Genomic DNA, 15,899 nt, shown 5'->3' with positions numbered 1-15,899 from the left:
GCCCGGTCCGCCGGGCGGAACACCGGGTGCCCCGGCCCGCCTCCGGCCGGCGGACGCCCCCCGCGGCCCGGCCGGCACCCCCGGCGGAGCAGCGCGCGGACGGCGGGGCGCCCCGCCGTCCGCGCGGCGCCGGCGCGGTGCCCGCGGTGCTGCACGCCGCCGCCGCGGCGCTGCTGGTCGTGGCCGTCACCGCCACGGCGGCGGCCGGCCCGGCCCAGCCGGTGGTGGCCCTCGCCTTCCTCACCCTGATCGCGGTCGGCGAATGCGTCCGGATCACCCTGCCCGGCGACCGCGAGCAGGCCCCGATCGGGGCTGCCGCCGCCCTCGCGTACGCGCTGCTGGGGCCGCTGCGCGGCCTGCCGACCACCCACGGGGTGCTGCAGGTGGTCGCCGTGGCCGGTGCGGGCAGCCTGCTGGCCGCCGCGGCGCCGTCCCTCTCCAGGGCCCTGCCGGGGGCCTTCGGCCGGGCCCTGCGGCGCCGCCGCGGGCGGTCCCCGGCCGACCTCGTCCGGCGGGACACCGCGGCCCGCCGGCTGCTCACGGTGGGGTTCGCCGCCGCCGTCTTCCAGCCGCTGTACAACGGCGGCCTGCTCGACCGCCTGCCCTCGGCCGGGCCCGCGTACGGGGTGTTCCTGGCCGTGGTGGCCGCCCTGGCGGCGCTCTGCGACGCGACGCTCGCCGCCGCCCTGCACCGGGCCCGTACCGGCCTGCGGTTCCCGGCCGCGCTGGAGGACGAGCTGCGCTCCCTGCCCGGGATCGGCTCGGCCATCGTGGCCACCGGCATGCTGGTCAGCCTGGCGGCCGGCGAGATCGGCCTCTGGGCGCTGCCGGTGTTCTGCGCCCCGCTGCTGCTCGCCCAGGTCTCCTTCCGCCGGGCGGCCGCGATCCGGGCCACCACCGGCCAGACCATCGCCACCCTGGCCCGGGCCACCGAGGTGGCCGGCTACACCCCGCCCGGCCACGCCCGCCGGGTCGCCGACACGGCCTGCGCGCTCGGCCGCGAGCTGGGCCTGGGCACCCGGGAACTCGCCCTGCTGGAGTACGCCGCGCTGATGCACGACGTCGGGCAGCTCTCGCTGGTCGAGCCCGTCCCGGACGGCGCCACCGCGCTGCTGCCCGCGGCCGAGCAGCAGCGGATCGCCCGGCTGGGCAGCGAGGTGATCCGCCGCACCGGGGTGCCGCCCCGGGTCGCCGAGCAGGTCGCCCGGCTGGCCGACCCCTGCCGCCGGCCGGACGGCGGGTACGACCGTTCGCTGCCGTTGTCCGCCCGGATCATCCGGGTCGCCAACGCCCACGACGACCTGCTGACCGCCGCCCGCGGCCGGGGCCTGTCCGACCCGGCCGGCCGCCTGGAGGCCCTGGAGGCGCTCCGGCTGGAACGCGGCCGGGCGTACGACCCCCGGGTGGTCGAGGCGCTGGCGCGGATGGGCGGCCGGGCCCGCGAACCCGGCTGAACCAGGCGGCGGGGAGCGCGGCTCCTGGTGACCGTGGTTGGATGCGGTCGTAGCGTGGAACACCCGATCCGGGGCACGGGGTTCGCACCGAGGGTTCACGCCGCAGGGCTTGCGGTCCGGGGCCCGCGGTGCGGGACTTGCGGTGCGGGACCTGTGGCCCGGCAACCGAGCGGGGCAGCAGGCATCAGGACTCAGCAGGGCTGAGCGTGACCAGCGGGACTCAGCGGACGACAACGGCAGGGACGAACGTGAGGATCTTCCACCGGACACGGCACCGGCCGTCCGCCACCTGGCGGCAGACGACCGACCGGGCCTTCACGCTGATCGGCGACGGCCGGTACGAGGACGCCGGAGCGCTGCTCGTGATGGCCGCCGACCTGGAGCCGTGGCTCTCCGACTCCTGGTTCAACCTGGCGCTGCTGCACAAGTTCCGCCGGGACTGGGAGCAGGCGAGAGCCGCCGGACTGCGCGCGGTCGCCCTGCTGGACCGCGAGCACGGCGCCGCCGACTGGTGGAACCTCGGCATCACCGCCACCGCCCTCCAGGACTGGCCGCTGGCCCACCGCGCCTGGCAGGCGTACGGGCTGAAGCTCCCGGGCCGGGCGGGCGCGCCGACGGACGGCCCGGTCAGCCTGGACCTCGGCACCACGCCGGTGCGGCTCTCCCCGGAGGGCGAGTCCGAGGTGGTCTGGGGCCGCCGGCTCGACCCGGCGCGGATCGAGGTGCTCTCCATCCCGCTGCCCTCCTCCGGCCGCCGCTGGGGCGAGGTGGTGCTGCACGACGGGGCCCCGCACGGCGAGCGGGTGGCGGACGGCGCGGCCTACCCGGTCTTCGACGAGATCGAGCTCTGGGCGCCGTCCCCGGTGCCGACCTACGTGGTGCTGCTGCACGCCGCCACGGCCGGTGACCGGGACGCCCTGGAGCGGCTGGTCGCCGACGCCGGGTACGCCGCCGAGGACTGGACCTCCTCCGTCCGGCTGCTCTGCCGGGCCTGCTCGGAGAGCCGGATGCCCGCCGACGACGGCCGCACCGCCCACCACGACCCGCACGACGACGGCGACGCCGCCCACCCCGGGCACCTGAGCCACCTCAGCCAGGGGGCCGGCGGGCTGGCCTGGCTGGCCGAGCGGGAGTGCGGCATCGCGGCCCCCGCCGCGTTGGTCCGCACCCTGCTGGACCGCTGGGTGGCGGCGAACCCGGGCGGCCGGGCCTACCGCGACCTCGAAGAGGTCTGCTGACCCCTCGCCGCCGGATCCGGCCGCGCCGCAGGTCCGGCCGTGCGGGGCCGCCGAGGCCCGGCGCCCGGTCCGCCGGCGCCCGGCCGTCCGGCACCGGGCGCCCGGCCCGTCCCGGGGAGTGGTCGTCCACCCGGAAGTAAGGGACCGGCGGCCCGCTGGGGCCGTACCCTTGAGCGGACACCCCGGCAGACCCATGGGAAGCGGAAGAATCGATGGCGGAGCAGCACGACCACACCCACGAGCACGACCACGAGCACGGCGAGGCGCCGGCCGCCCCGCTGAAGGTGGTCGGTGAGGAGCCGGACCTCTCCAAGGGCACCGCCCGCCCGATCACCGTGGTCGGCAACCCCGTCCTGCACCACGAGTGCAAGGACGTCGCCGCCTTCGACGCCGGCCTCTCCGAGCTGATCGACGACATGTTCGTCTCGATGTACGCGGCCGAGGGCGTCGGCCTGGCGGCCAACCAGATCGGCGTCGACGCCAAGGTCTTCGTCTACGACTGCCCGGACGACGAGGGCGTCCGGCACATCGGGCACGTCGTCAACCCGGTGCTGGAGGAGCTCCCGGCCGGGCGCCGGGTGCTGGACGACAGCAACGAGGGCTGCCTGTCCGTCCCCACCGCCTACGCCGAGCTGGCCCGCCCGGACTTCGCGGCGGTCACCGGCCAGGACAAGGACGGCAACCCGGTCCGGGTCGAGGGCACCGGCTTCTTCGCCCGCTGCCTGCAGCACGAGACCGACCACCTGTACGGCCAGCTCTACATCGACCGGCTCTCCAAGCGCGACCGCAAGGACGCGCTCAGGCAGATGGCCGAGGGGACGCCCAAGTACGCGACCGTCCCCAACGACTGACCACGGGTACGACGCGGGGGCCGGTACGTTCTTCTCGTACCGGCCCCCGCGCCGTGCTCCCGTCCGGGTGCCTCCCGGTGCCGTCGGCCTCCCGCTACCGCGGTGCCTTCGCCCCGATGCGCTCGACGGCCTTGGTCACCCGGTGGCCGAGCCGCTGGGCGGGCTTCTCGATCAGGCGGAAGGTGACCTGGCTGGCCGCGAGGACGAGGGCGCAGAAGCCGATGCCCAGCACCGTCCGGGTGCCGAGCGACAGCGAGGTGACCTCGGTGGGGCTGATCACCTTGAGCAGGACGCAGAGCAGCACCGCGTGCACCAGGTAGACGGAGTAGCTGACCGAGCCGAGCCAGGTCAGCACCCGGGGCATCCGGAACCGGCGCAGCGACATCGCGAGCGCGAAGGTCGCCCAGGCGGCGAGCATGGTGGTCAGCCACTGCCACTGGAACTCCGGGGTCCGCTCGCCCGTCTCGCCGTACCGTCCGCCGACGTAGAGGATCGCGGCCATCGTGACCGCGGCCGCCACGGCGCACTTGACCCGGCTGATCTGGCCCTGCTCGGCGCGGTAGATCGCGGTGCCCGCGAACATGGTCGCCAGGATGGTCATGCTGAACCAGCCGGGCATCCGCCCGTTGGCCGAGAGCAGGCCGAGCGCGAGCGCCGCGGTCAGCACCGCGCCGGCCACCGCGAGGACCTTGCGGCGGCTCATCATGCCGAAGATGCCCACGGCCATCACCACGGCGGCCACCACGACCGCCCGGCGGATGTCGGCCACCTGGTGCGAGAGCGTGACGAGCGGGAAGGCGCCCACCGCCGCCACCGCGACCACGGCGAAGACGGTGGAGATCTCCGCGCTGCGCCGGTGCACGCCGACGACGAACAGCGAGGCCACCAGCAGGTAGAAGATCATCTCGTAGGAGAGGGTCCACATCACGAAGAGCGTGCCGCCCACACCGAGGAAGTCGTGCAGCATGGTGGCGTTGCCCAGGGCGGCGATCGCCGGGTGCTCCTGCGAGAACCAGCTGACCGGCTGCAGGGCGCCGGTGTACGCGCCCAGCTTCCAGGCGATCACCCCGGCACCCACCACGACCACGCAGAGCGGGTAGATCCGGAACAGCCGGCTCACCCAGAACCCCCGCACGCTGCCCTTGCGCTCCAGGGAGGCGGGCACGATGTAGCCGCTGACCAGGAAGAACAGGAAGACGCCGTAGGAGCCGAGGTCGAGTTTGTCGGCGGTACGGGCGAACACCTCGGGCATCACGAGCTGCACGAAGTGCTGCACCACGATGGCCAGGGCGGCGAATCCGCGCAGGGCGTCGAGCCAGCCGAGCCTCGGCTTCGCGGAGCCGGCGGCCGGGGCGGCCTCGCTGCCCGCTATCGCTGGGGCAGGGGCCTGGGTTGTGAGGGACATTCGAGGAGATTAGCGCAATCACCTCACCGTCGAACGTCCGGCCGAACGCCCGAACACCGGTAGGGGCCGGTGGCGGCCCGTGCCCGCTCCCGTCGGCGTGCTCCGTACCCGGCACACCGCCCGCGTCCGGGGCCGGGCGCACCGCCGGGCTCCGGGGCCGGGGCCCGGGAGGAGCGCCCCGGACCGGCCCGACGGGAGCGCCCCCGACGAGAGCGCCCCCGACGAGAGCGCCCCCGACGACCGTGGGTCGTCGGGGGCGCTCCCGGCTGTTCAGGGGCGCGGGGGAGCCGGCGTCCTAGGCGCGGGGGAGCCGGCGTCCTAGAAGTCGTCGTCGAAGGCGACCGAGCCCTCGACCGCGACCTGGTAGGCGGAGACCCGGCGCTCGAAGAAGTTGGTCAGCTCCTGGACGTTCTGCAGCTCCATGAACCCGAACGGGTTGCTGGAGCCGTAGCGGACCGGCATGCCGAGGCGCGCGAGGCGCTGGTCGGCCACGGCCTGGAGGTACTCCCGCATCGACTCGGTGTTCATGCCGGGCAGGCCCTCGCCGCACAGGTCACGGGCGAACTGGAGCTCGGCCTCGACGGCCTCCTCCAGCATCTCGGTGACCTGCTTGGCCATCTCGTCGTCGAAGAGGTCCGGCTCCTCCTGGCGGACGGTGTCCACCACGGAGAACGCGAAGTCCATGTGCATGGACTCGTCGCGGAACACCCAGTTGGTGCCGGTGGCCAGGCCGTGCAGCAGGCCGCGGCTGCGGAACCAGTACACGTACGCGAAGGCGCCGTAGAAGAACAGGCCCTCGACGCAGGCCGCGAAGCAGATCAGGTTCAGCAGGAACGCGCGCCGGTCGTCCTTGGTCTGCAGCGAGTCCAGGTGGTCGACGGCGTTCATGTACTTGAAGCAGAACTGCGCCTTCTGGTGGATGGAGGGGATGTTCTCCACCGCGTCGAAGGCCGCCGCGCGGTCGTCCGGGTCGGGCAGGTAGGTGTCGAGCAGCGTCAGGTAGAACTGGACGTGCACGGCCTCCTCGAACAGCTGCCGGGACAGGTAGAGCCGGGCCTCGGGCGAGTTGATGTGCTTGTAGAGGCTCAGCACCACGTTGTTGGCGACGATCGAGTCGCCGGTCGCGAAGAAGGCGACCAGCCGGCCGATCATGTGCCGCTCGCCCTCGCTGAGCTTGGCGAGGTCGGCGACGTCGGAGTGCAGGTCCACCTCCTCCACGGTCCAGGTGTTCTTGATCGCGTCCCGGTACCGGTCGTAGAACGACGGGTACCGCATCGGACGCAGCGTCAGCTCGAAGCCGGGGTCGAGGAGCATCTTCTCGCGGCCGGGCGCGTCGAAGTCGGTCTCCGGGGTGGGGGAACTCACTGGCAGGCCTCGCAGGACTCGGGGTTCTCCAGGGAGCAGGCGAGCGCCGCCTCCTCCTCCGGAGTGAGGGTGGACGTCGGCGCGGTGACCGCGACCGGCACCGGGGCGGCCGCGCGGGCGGTGCCGGTGGCGGCCTGGGCGATCCGGGTGGCCGGGCGCGAACGCAGGTAGTAGGTGGTCTTCAGGCCGACCTTCCAGGCGTACGCGTACATCGAGCTGAGCTTGCCGATGGTGGGCGCGGCCATGAAGAGGTTCAGCGACTGGCTCTGGTCGATGTACGGCTGCCGGGCGGCGGCCAGGTCGATCAGCGCGCGCTGCGGGAGCTCCCAGGCGGTCCGGTAGAGCGAGCGGACCTCGGCGGGCAGCCAGTTGAGGTCCTGCACGGAGCCGTTGGCCTCGCGCAGCGCGTCCCGGGTCTGCGCGTCCCAGACGCCGAGCTCCTTCAGCTCGCGCACCAGGTACGGGTTGACCTGGAGGAACTCGCCGGAGAGGGTCTCGCGCTTGAACAGGTTGGACACCTGCGGCTCGATGCACTCGTACACGCCGGCGATCGATGCGATCGTCGCGGTCGGCGCGATCGCGAGGAGCAGCGAGTTGCGCAGGCCGGTGGTGGCGATCCGGGCGCGCAGCGCGTCCCAGCGCTCCGTCCACTGCGGGGTGGTCCCGAAGTGGTCGATGTGCAGCTGGCCGCGGGCGGCGCGGGTCTCCGCGTACGCCTCGTGCCGGCCCAGCTGCTCGGCCAGCTCGCTGGAGCGCTCGTAGGCGACCAGCATGATCCGCTCGGAGATCAGCGTGGAGAGCTGCTTCGCCTCGGCGGAGTCGAAGTCCAGGCGGAGCTTGAAGAAGACGTCCTGCAGCCCCATCACGCCGAGGCCCACCGGGCGCCAGCGGGAGTTGGAGGTGCCGGCCTCGGGGGTCGGGTAGAAGTTGATGTCCACCACGCGGTCGAGGAAGGTGACGGCGGTGCGGACGGTCGAGTCCAGCCGGTCCCAGTCCATCGCGTTGAGCAGGTCGGCGGGGGTGGCGCCGGGGGCCACGTGGGCGCCCAGGTTGACCGAGCCGAGGTTGCAGACGGCGGTCTCGGAGTCGTCCGTGACCTCCAGGATCTCCGTGCAGAGGTTGGAGGAGTGGACGGTCCGGCCGGGCAGGGCGGTCTGGTTGGCGGCCCGGTTGGAGGCGTCCTTGAAGGTCATCCAGCCGTTGCCGGTCTGCGCCAGGGTGCGCATCATCCGGGCGTACAGGGTCTGCGCGGGGATGCTGCGCACGGCCTTGCCGGCCGCCTCGGCCTTCAGGTACGCCTCGTCGAAGTCGGCGCCCCACAGGTCGACCAGCTCGGGGACGTCGGCGGGGGAGAACAGCGACCAGTCGCCGCCCGCGTTGACCCGGCGCATGAACTCGTCCGGGATCCAGTGGGCGAGGTTCAGGTTGTGGGTGCGGCGGGCCTCCTCGCCGGTGTTGTCGCGGAGCTCCAGGAACTCCTCGATGTCCGCGTGCCAGGTCTCCAGGTAGACGCAGGCCGCGCCCTTGCGCCGGCCGCCCTGGTTGACCGCCGCCACCGAGGAGTCCAGGGTGCGCAGGAACGGCACGATGCCGTTGGACTTGCCGTTGGTGCCGCGGATCAGCGAACCGCGCGAGCGGATCCGGCTGTAGGAGAGGCCGATGCCGCCGGCGTGCTTGGAGAGCCGGGCGATCTGCGCGTAGCGCGAGTAGATCGAGTCCAGGTTGTCCAGCGGCGAGTCCAGCAGGTAGCAGGAGGACATCTGCGGGTGCTTGGTGCCGGAGTTGAACAGCGTCGGCGACGACGGCAGGTAGGAGAGCGCGCTCATCAGCGCGTACAGCTCGGCGACCTCGCGGACCGACTGCTCGTTGTCGCCGACCGCCAGGCCACTGGCGACACGGAGCAGGAAGTGCTGCGGGGTCTCGATCACCTTGCGGGTGATCGGGTGGCGCAGCAGGTACCGGGACTGCACGGTGCGCAGGCCGAAGTACTCGAAGCGGTCGTCGCCCTTCTGGTCGAGCAGGGCGTCCAGCGCGTCGGCGTGCTTGGCCACGAACGCGGCGGTGGTGTCGCCGATCAGGCCCTCGGCGTGGCCGACGACGATCGAGGCGGAGAAGGAGACGGCGCCCTGGCCGACGGCCTCGTCCTGGATCTCCAGGGCGAGCAGCCGGGCCGCGAGCTTCGAGTACTGGGGGTCCTCGGCGATCATCGACGCGGCGGCCTCGACGGCCAGCCCGCGCAGCTCCGCGAAGTCGGAGCCGGCGTGCCGGCCGCGCAGGGCTGCGGCGGCGACGTGGCCGGGGTCGACCTGGGGCAGGTCGACGCTGCGGTCGGTCAGCAGCCGAAGGAGCGCTCCGCCGGGGTCGGACACCGTCGGGTCGGACGGGGCGGAGTGGCTGGAACCCTGGGCGGGCAGGGTGGCTGAGGCAGCGGTGGTCAAGGCGCTTCTCTCCTGGCGGCGGCGGTCGGCGAGGGGGCAGCCGGGCCGTATGGGCGCAGGGGAGGGCAGCGCGGAACACCTCACGGCGCGCGCGAACCACCCCCCGGCCCACCCGCGAGGCCCGGACGATACTGCTGTGCTGCATGGCGACTGCGGGGAAGCCCTGTGGCACACCGTCGGCAGGTATTCGGACTCGCGTGGCCCGGTCGGGCAGCCCGCTCACCGCTGCGGGGCAGTCCCGGACTCGCACCGGGTTCCCCTGCGTTCGACAGCAGGAGTGAGCATACATCTAGTGGCGCCAGCCCGATGAAGCACCACATGTTGTGCACTGTGGCGTGTCGGGCGGCTACTCGTCGGCTCACGGAGCAGTCAAGGGAGCGGGTGCCGGGCCCGGATTTGGGAACGGATTGATTACCTGACGGCCCTGCCGTGCGCACCATGCTTTACGATCTCGCCTCATGAGCGAGGGAACGGGCGTACCGTCCGACTGGACGCGTCAGCCCGCACAGCCGGTCCAGGGTCAGCAGCCGGGGACACCGGGGCAGCCGCCGCAGGGGCAGCAGCCCGTGCCGCCGGTCGCCGGTGGCTTCGGCCCGCCCCCGGTGCCGTACAGCCAGCCCGCGCAGCAGCTCCCGCCGCAGGGCCAGCCGCTCCCCCCGCCGATCCCGCAGCAGCAGCAGCCGCAGCAGCCGTTCGCGCCCCAGCCCGGTCCGCAGCAGGCGCCGCCGCCGCACTGGCAGCCCGCGCCGCAGCCGTTCCAGGCCGAGCCGAACTGGACCCAGCTGGCCGACCAGCACGAGAACGAGTCCCGCAAGCGCCGCCGGATCTGGATCGGCGCCGCGGTGCTGGCCGTGGTGCTCGTCGGCGGCGTGGTCGCCGCCGGCGTGGTCATCTCCGGGGGCAAGAAGGGCGGCGACAAGCCCGGCCCGAAGCCGGCCGCCTCGACCGGCCTGCCGCTGGAGCAGGCGCTGCCGCTGATCTCCGACGCCTCGACCGACAAGGCCCCGGTCGACGCCGCGACGCTCTTCCCCGACCAGACCCGCACCATCGACGGCAAGGTCTGGACCCGGATGGTCACCGGTTCGACCTCCCCCTGCTCCAAGGCGACCACCGGCGGGCTCGGGCTCGCCCTCGGCGACGACGCCTGCCGCTCGCTGGTCCGGGCCACCTACGTGTCCGGGGAGAGCGCGGTCACGGTCGGCATCGCGGTCTTCGACAACAAGGCGGGCGCCGACAAGGCGCTCGGCCGGCACGCGGGCCTCGTCCAGGGCCTCTCCGGCCCGGGGGTCGCCACCTTCTGCGTCACCGACAAGTCGGGCTGCGTGGAGACGCACGCGGCGGTGGGCCGCTTCGGGTACTTCACCGTCGCCGGTTCGCTCAAGCAGGCTCCCGACCAGGCCGATCCGGCGGCGGCCGCGGCGGCGAGCCCGCTCGCGGACCGGGCCAAGGAGGTCCTGCTGGGCCGGGCCAAGCCGGCGGCCACCGCCGGCTGAACGCGGTCGTGCCCGGGGCCCGGGCGGCGGTCGCGCCCGGCCCGGGGCCCGGGTGACGGCCCGGCGGGTGACGGTCCGCTGCCGCCGGTCGCCCGGTCCGCGTGCCCGCGCGGCCCGGCGCGGTCCGGCCGCCGGACGGCGCGCCAGGCAGGGCGCGCCCGCCGCCCCCTGGTGACCGGCCGTCAGGCCCGGGGGCACCGGACCGTTCGTGCCGGACCGTTCACGGCGGCCTGTTCGCGACGGCCGTCACAGGCCGCGAACGCGCGTCCGATAAGGTGTGGTGCCCCGGGGGACAGTTGCTGCTTGGTCAGTTCGCTCCGGCACGCGGAACGCAGCTACCAGGAGGTATCGCGCGGTGAGCACCGCGACCAGTGCGCCCAGCAGAAGACGGAAGTCGTCCGGCCGGCGCCGGAACGCGTCGGAGCCCGTTTCGGGCCTGCTGCTCCCGGCACCCCCGAACGCCCAGGAGAAGTACAACTACACCGTCCGCAACCAGTGGGTGCTGACGCTCTGCTCGGTGATCAGCTTCGTCTGCCTGGTGATCAGCCAGGTCGAGCTCTTCCGGGTCGGCTCGTGGTTCTGGCTCTGCGTGCCGTTCCTCGTGTTCACCGTCGTGTACTACCTGGTCTCCCTGCGGGTGAACAGCTTCACGCCGAACTTCGACCTCAAGGAGCACCGCCGGCTGGTCCGCAAGTGGACGCCGGCCGAGTACCCGACCGTCGACGTCTTCCTGCCGGTCTGCGGCGAGCCGATCGAGACCCTGCACAACACCTGGACCCACGTCCGCAAGCTCGCCGAGCACTACCCCGGCCTGGTCATGCCGTACGTCCTGGACGACGCGGCCAGCCCGGCGGTCGAGGCGATGGCGGCGGACTTCGGGTTCCGCTACGGCGTCCGGGAGAACCGCGGCTGGTTCAAGAAGGCGGGCAACCTGCACTACGGGTTCGACCGCTCGGACGGCGAGTACATCCTGATCCTGGACGCCGACTTCGCCCCCCGGCACGACCTGCTGGACGAAGTCCTGCCGTACATGGACCGGGACCCGAAGCTGGGCATCGTCCAGTCGCCGCAGTTCTTCCGCGTGCTCGACTCGCAGAACTGGATCGAGCGGGGCGCGGGCGCCATCCAGGAGCTGTTCTACCGCTCGGTGCAGGTCGCCCGGCAGCGCAACAACGGCGCCATCTGCGTGGGCAGTTGCGCGGTCTACCGGCGGGAGGCGCTGGCCGAGAACGGCGGCACCACGCTGATCGCGCACTCCGAGGACGTGCACACCGGCTTCGACCTGCGCGGTCTCGGCTGGGACCTGCAGTACATCCCGGTCGCCCTCTCCACCGGCGTCTGCCCGGACACCGCGGGCGCCTTCCAGAACCAGCAGTACCGCTGGTGCATGGGCTCGATGTCCCTGCTGACCAGCAGGAAGTTCTGGCAGGCGAAGCTCGGCTTCACCACCCGGCTCTGCTACGTCTCCGGGTTCCTCTACTACATGCACACGGCGCTGATGACCTTCGCGCTGCCGATGCTGCCGATCATGCTGCTCATCCTCCAGCCACGGCTGCTGGAGGTCCGGCACCTGGTGCTGGTCATCCCCAGCCTGGTCTACGCGACCGTCATCTTCCCGCTCTGGCACCGGGCGCCCTACCGCCTGGAGGCCTGGGCCGGCCGGATGATGTACGGCTGGTCGCACTTCTTCGCGATCTGGGACCTCGTCCGCGGCCGCCAGATGGGCTGGCAGCCGACCGGCTCCAACGGCGCGAAGAAGGACAAGCAGCGGCGGTTCTGGTGGGGTGTCATCTTCTGGAGCGGCGGGACGGCCGTGGTCTGGGTGGGCGCCGCGGTCTACCGGATGTTCACCATGCACCCGCCGGACTTCGCCCTGGTGCTCTCCTCCGGCCTGTTCTACGCCGTCACCGTCGGCCGAATACTCATCCAGCCCCGATCCCAGGACGCAGTGGCATGACAGACAGCAACACCCGCCCGGGGAGCCGGCTCCCGGTGGTGGTCCGCCTGCTCGCGGTCGCGGCCCTGGTCCTCCCGCTGGCCGCCTGCGACCTGCTCGGCGAGAAGAACATCGGCCCCACCCCGTCCGCGGCCGCCGCCTCCGGCGCCGCCGCGGCGGCCGGGGCCTCGGGTGCGGCCGCGGCGCCGGCCGAGCCCACCGGGCTGCCGTACGACGTCCGCCCGCTGCTCAAGCCGGTGAAGAAGTACCTCGGGATCGCCGCCGACGGCGCACCGCTCTCGATGGCCGCGGTGGACGAGTTCACGGCCAAGGCCGGCAAGAAGCCCAACATGATCGAGTTCTACTCGGGCTGGGGCGACGAGTACGACTCGAAGGGCGCCCGCAACGCCTGGGACAGCGGCGCGCTGCCGTACATCGCCTGGGAGCCGTTCACCGTCAGCCTGGCCGACATCGCGGCCGGCAAGAGCGACGACTACGTCAAGCGGTACGCGGCGGGCATCCGCAACGCCAACGTGCCGGTGGCGATCAGCTTCGCGCACGAGTTCAACGGCGGCTGGTACGAGTGGGGCACCAAGCACGCCACCGCGGCCGACTTCGTGGCGGCCTACCAGCACCTGCACGACGTCTTCGCCCAGCTCGGCGTCGGCCAGGTGATCTGGGTCTGGAGCCCGAACAGCATCAACCCGATGCCGGCCGTGGCCCTCAAGCCCTACTACCCCGGTGACACCTACGTCGACTGGGTGGGGATCGTGGCGTACTACACCCACCTTGAGGCCGGCACCTTCGACACCCTCTACACCCCGACGCTGACCCAGATCCGCACCTTCACCCAGAAGCCCTGGCTGATCGCCGAGACCGGCTCCGAGCCCGGCGCGCGCAAGCCCGCCGACATCGCCAACCTCGCCGCCAACGTGATCAAGCGCCCGGACTGCCTCGGGTTCATCTGGTTCAACATCAACAAGGAGACGAACTGGCGGATCGACAGCGATCCGCAGGCGCTCTCCTCCTTCAAGCAGGCGGTCTCCGACGGCCGCTACGGATTCGATGTGAAGAGTCCCTGATGACGTCCTCCCCTCCGCACAGCGGCCGCCGCCGGCGCGGGAACCCGGATCAGGGCCTGCCGGCCGCCGGCCGGCCCGGGGCCGAGGAGCCCTTGATCGAGGAGCCGGTCCGCCGGCCCGATCCCGGGGGCTCCTGGTTCCAGGCCCAGCGGCCGACGGCCACCGGACCGGGCCCGCACGACGACGGCGCCCACGACGACGGCCGGTACGGCGCGTCCTCCGGTGACGCGCTCCCCGGCGGCGCTCCGTCCGGCGGCGCCTCCTTCGCCGGTGACGCCCCCTCGGCCGGCGCCCCCTTCGGCGGCGCGTACGACGACGGCACGCCCTTCGACGACGGCACGCCCTTCGACGACGGCCGGACCTTCGACGGCGTGCCCTTCGAGGACGGCCGGACCTTCGACGGCCGGTCCGCCGAGGCACGCCCGCAGGACGGGCGGCGCCGGGGCCGGCGCCACGACGGCAGCGGCCCCGCGGAGCCCTACCGGGGCACCCGCCGCCAGGACGGGGGGTACGAGGCGGACGGACGGTACGAGGACGCGCTCGACGAGCCCGGCGTGTACGCCGACGGCCCGTACCAGGCCGAGGCGTTCGCGCCGGCGCCGTACGAGGCCCGCGGGGCCGGGGCGGCCCGGCCCGGGGACTTCCGGCCCGGGGATGCTCCGGCCGGGGACGGTCTGCCGGGGGACGGGCGTCCGGTGGAGGACCCGTCCGGTCACGCCCGGTCCGGCCGGCCGGAGCCGGCCGCCGGACGCTCACGCCGGGCCGCGGCCCGGGCGGCCCGGGCGGGCCAGGCCCGGACGGAGGAGGTCCAGGAGGGCGAGCACCGGGCCGACGAGCACCGGGCCGAGCCGCACCCGGCGGCCGCCGGGGAGGCGCCCGAGGAGCCCGGCCCGGCCGGGCACCCCGAGGAGGTGCCGGCCCTCGCCGACGTCCCGGTGCAACGGGACGGCCGGGAGACCCCCCGCTACACCCTCGCGCCGGTGCCCGAGGCCAGCTGGTCGCTCGATCCGGGCCGGCGCCGCTCCTGGGTCAGCCGCGCGCTGCTGCTGGCCATCCTGGCGCTGCAGACGGCGCTGTCCGTCCGGCTCTCCAACACCGCCTTCCAGGACGAGGCGCTGTACATGTACGCGGGGCACGCGGAGCTCTCGCACCTGCTGTACGGCACCGCCCTGCCGAAGGACTACAACAGCTACTTCTCCGGCTCCCCGATGCTCTACCCGATCGTCGCCGCCGTGATCGAGAACCACTTCGCGATGGTCGGCGTCCGGGTGTTCAGCCTGCTCTGCATGCTCGGGGCCACCGCGCTGCTCTACAGCTTCAGCCGGCGGCTCTTCAACGAGCGGGTGGCGCTCGGCGCGGCGGCGATGTTCGCGGTCACCCAGTCGACCGTGGTGCTCGGCTTCTTCGCCACCTACGACGCCCCGGCCGTGCTGCTGCTGGCCCTGGCGATCTGGATCGTGGTCCGCACCGACCGGGCGCCGGCGGCGGTGGTCGTGCTCGCCGCGCCGGTGGCGGTGCTGGCCGTCGGCCTGAAGTACGCCTCGGCGCTCTACCTGCCCAGCCTGGTCCTGCTCGCCCTGCTCACGGGGATCCGGAACAAGGCCCGGCAGCCGCTGCTGCGCGGCCTGCTGCTGGCGGGCGCGGCCGGCGGCCTGCTCTGGGCCGGGCTGACCTTCACCGACGTGCTCAGCGGCGTCCAGGCCACCACCACCGCCCGGGCCCACGGCACCGAGAAGGCCACCGAACTGCTGCGGCAGTCCGCCGAGTTCGGCGGCCTGATGTTCCTCACCGCCTGCGGCGGCGCGATCGCGTACGCGATGCGCGGCCGGATGAACGAGTCGCCGCTGGCCCTGGCGCTGACCGGCCCCGGCCGCAAGCGCCGGATCATGCTCGGCCTGCTGCTCACCGGCACCGCGCTGCTCGCGCCCGCGTACCAGATCCACCTGCACACCTCGGTCGCGCTCTACAAGCACATCGGCTTCGGCCTGCTGTTCGCCGCCCCGATCGCCGGCATCGGCATGGCACGGCTGATCGGCCCGCACTTCCGCCACCCCCAACTGGGCATCCTGCTCTGGGTGGTGATGCTCTCGCTGGGCCTGTCGCAGTCGGAGTGGCGGTTCAACACCTGGCCCGACTCCAGCAAGATGGTCGCGGTGCTGCGCCAGCACGTGGACGCCAACGGGCGCTACCTGGCCTCCGCGGACAACGTGCCGGTGTACTACCTGCGCGATCTGACCCTGCAGAGCCAGTGGACCTCGACGTACGGCATCGGCTACGTCGACAAGGACGGCAAGCTGCACTCGGCGGACGACGGCTACCGCGCCGCCATCGCCGACGGCTGGTTCGACCTGATCGTGCTCGACGGGGTCGCCACCCCGGAGACCGACCGGGTCGTCGCGGAGGCCGTGGCGCAGAGCCCGCACTACCGACTGTTGGGCCGTCTGCCCTTCACCCACGTCGGGGGGACGGGCTACTACCGGATCTGGGTGAAACAGTAGAGATGACGACCCCCACCGACGTGGCGGACTCGTCCGCGGCCTGGCCGCCCCGGCCGGACACCCCGCCCGCGGCCGCCACCCCGCCGACCCCCGCCGCAGCACCGGCGCCGGCTCCGGCTCCCGTCGCAGCACCGGCTCC

General features: G+C 73.3%; 10 protein-coding genes and 1 riboswitch. Of the genes, 7 read left to right on the top strand and 3 right to left on the bottom strand.

Annotation, left to right across the window (positions count from 1 at the left end):
* The first annotated feature begins 146 nt into the window (after positions 1 to 146).
* The 3 genes from IE329_RS04650 to def all read left to right on the top strand — a co-directional run bounded on the left by IE329_RS04650 (position 147) and on the right by def (position 3,543).
* Positions 147 to 1,454, top strand: a complete 1,308-nt coding sequence (locus IE329_RS04650; RefSeq protein WP_373311072.1) for an HD-GYP domain-containing protein — start codon at positions 147 to 149, stop codon at positions 1,452 to 1,454.
* A 248-nt stretch (positions 1,455 to 1,702) separates the two neighbouring features.
* On the top strand, positions 1,703 to 2,692 hold the full coding sequence (locus IE329_RS04645; RefSeq protein WP_190209488.1) for a tetratricopeptide repeat protein: 990 nt from the start codon (positions 1,703 to 1,705) through the stop codon (positions 2,690 to 2,692).
* Between the two features lie 212 nt (positions 2,693 to 2,904).
* A complete protein-coding gene (gene def, locus IE329_RS04640; RefSeq protein WP_190209487.1) occupies positions 2,905 to 3,543 on the top strand; it encodes a peptide deformylase in 639 nt (212 codons plus the stop codon).
* Positions 3,544 to 3,637: 94 nt separating this feature from the next.
* On the opposite strand, the gene IE329_RS04635 is transcribed toward def, so the two are convergent.
* The 3 genes from IE329_RS04635 to IE329_RS04625 all read right to left on the bottom strand — a co-directional run bounded on the left by IE329_RS04635 (position 3,638) and on the right by IE329_RS04625 (position 8,727).
* A complete protein-coding gene (locus IE329_RS04635; protein ID WP_190209486.1) occupies positions 3,638 to 4,948 on the bottom strand; it encodes an acyltransferase family protein in 1,311 nt (436 codons plus the stop codon).
* Between the two features lie 318 nt (positions 4,949 to 5,266).
* Entirely contained in the window at positions 5,267 to 6,262 is a 996-nt protein-coding gene (locus IE329_RS04630; RefSeq protein WP_190209599.1) for a ribonucleotide-diphosphate reductase subunit beta, read from the bottom strand.
* Positions 6,263 to 6,309: 47 nt separating this feature from the next.
* Positions 6,310 to 8,727 carry a ribonucleoside-diphosphate reductase subunit alpha gene (locus tag IE329_RS04625; protein WP_229927180.1) on the bottom strand — a complete coding sequence of 806 codons (2,418 nt, stop codon included), beginning with the start codon at positions 8,725 to 8,727 and terminating at the stop codon, positions 6,310 to 6,312.
* Positions 8,728 to 8,912: 185 nt separating this feature from the next.
* Positions 8,913 to 9,074: riboswitch (cobalamin riboswitch) on the bottom strand.
* A 135-nt stretch (positions 9,075 to 9,209) separates the two neighbouring features.
* Between IE329_RS04625 and IE329_RS04620 the strand changes: the two genes are divergently transcribed.
* The 4 genes from IE329_RS04620 to IE329_RS41780 all read left to right on the top strand — a co-directional run bounded on the left by IE329_RS04620 (position 9,210) and on the right by IE329_RS41780 (position 15,760).
* A complete protein-coding gene (locus IE329_RS04620) occupies positions 9,210 to 10,244 on the top strand; it encodes a hypothetical protein (protein ID WP_190209484.1) in 1,035 nt (344 codons plus the stop codon).
* Positions 10,245 to 10,599: 355 nt separating this feature from the next.
* On the top strand, positions 10,600 to 12,201 hold the full coding sequence (locus tag IE329_RS04615; protein WP_373311071.1) for a glycosyltransferase family 2 protein: 1,602 nt from the start codon (positions 10,600 to 10,602) through the stop codon (positions 12,199 to 12,201).
* Complete coding sequence (locus IE329_RS04610) at positions 12,198 to 13,262, top strand: glycoside hydrolase family 26 protein (protein ID WP_190209483.1); 1,065 nt, start codon at positions 12,198 to 12,200, stop codon at positions 13,260 to 13,262. Before IE329_RS04615 ends, IE329_RS04610 begins: the two co-directional genes overlap by 4 nt.
* Positions 13,262 to 15,760, top strand: coding sequence for a glycosyltransferase family 39 protein (locus IE329_RS41780; protein WP_308438336.1), 2,499 nt, complete (start codon positions 13,262 to 13,264; stop codon positions 15,758 to 15,760). Before IE329_RS04610 ends, IE329_RS41780 begins: the two co-directional genes overlap by 1 nt.
* The last annotated feature ends 139 nt before the right edge of the window (positions 15,761 to 15,899 follow it).

Source organism: Kitasatospora indigofera, assembly GCF_014655955.1.
In the GTDB taxonomy this organism is placed as follows: Bacteria; Actinomycetota; Actinomycetes; order Streptomycetales; family Streptomycetaceae; genus Kitasatospora; species Kitasatospora indigofera.
Note: the sequence above shows the minus strand (reverse complement) of the source record. Positions and strands in the feature narration are given on the sequence as shown.

Bases quoted from the DNA above. Each gene is read 5' to 3' on its own strand.
- IE329_RS04620 (WP_190209484.1), top strand. From the start codon at position 9,210: ATGAGCGAGGGAACGGGCGTACCGTCCGACTGGACGCGTCAGCCCGCA.
- def (WP_190209487.1), top strand. From the start codon at position 2,905: ATGGCGGAGCAGCACGACCACACCCACGAGCACGACCACGAGCACGGC.
- IE329_RS04610 (WP_190209483.1), top strand. From the start codon at position 12,198: ATGACAGACAGCAACACCCGCCCGGGGAGCCGGCTCCCGGTGGTGGTC.
- IE329_RS41780 (WP_308438336.1), top strand. From the start codon at position 13,262: ATGACGTCCTCCCCTCCGCACAGCGGCCGCCGCCGGCGCGGGAACCCG.
- IE329_RS04630 (WP_190209599.1), bottom strand. From the start codon at position 6,262: ATGCTCCTCGACCCCGGCTTCGAGCTGACGCTGCGTCCGATGCGGTAC.
- IE329_RS04635 (WP_190209486.1), bottom strand. From the start codon at position 4,948: ATGTCCCTCACAACCCAGGCCCCTGCCCCAGCGATAGCGGGCAGCGAG.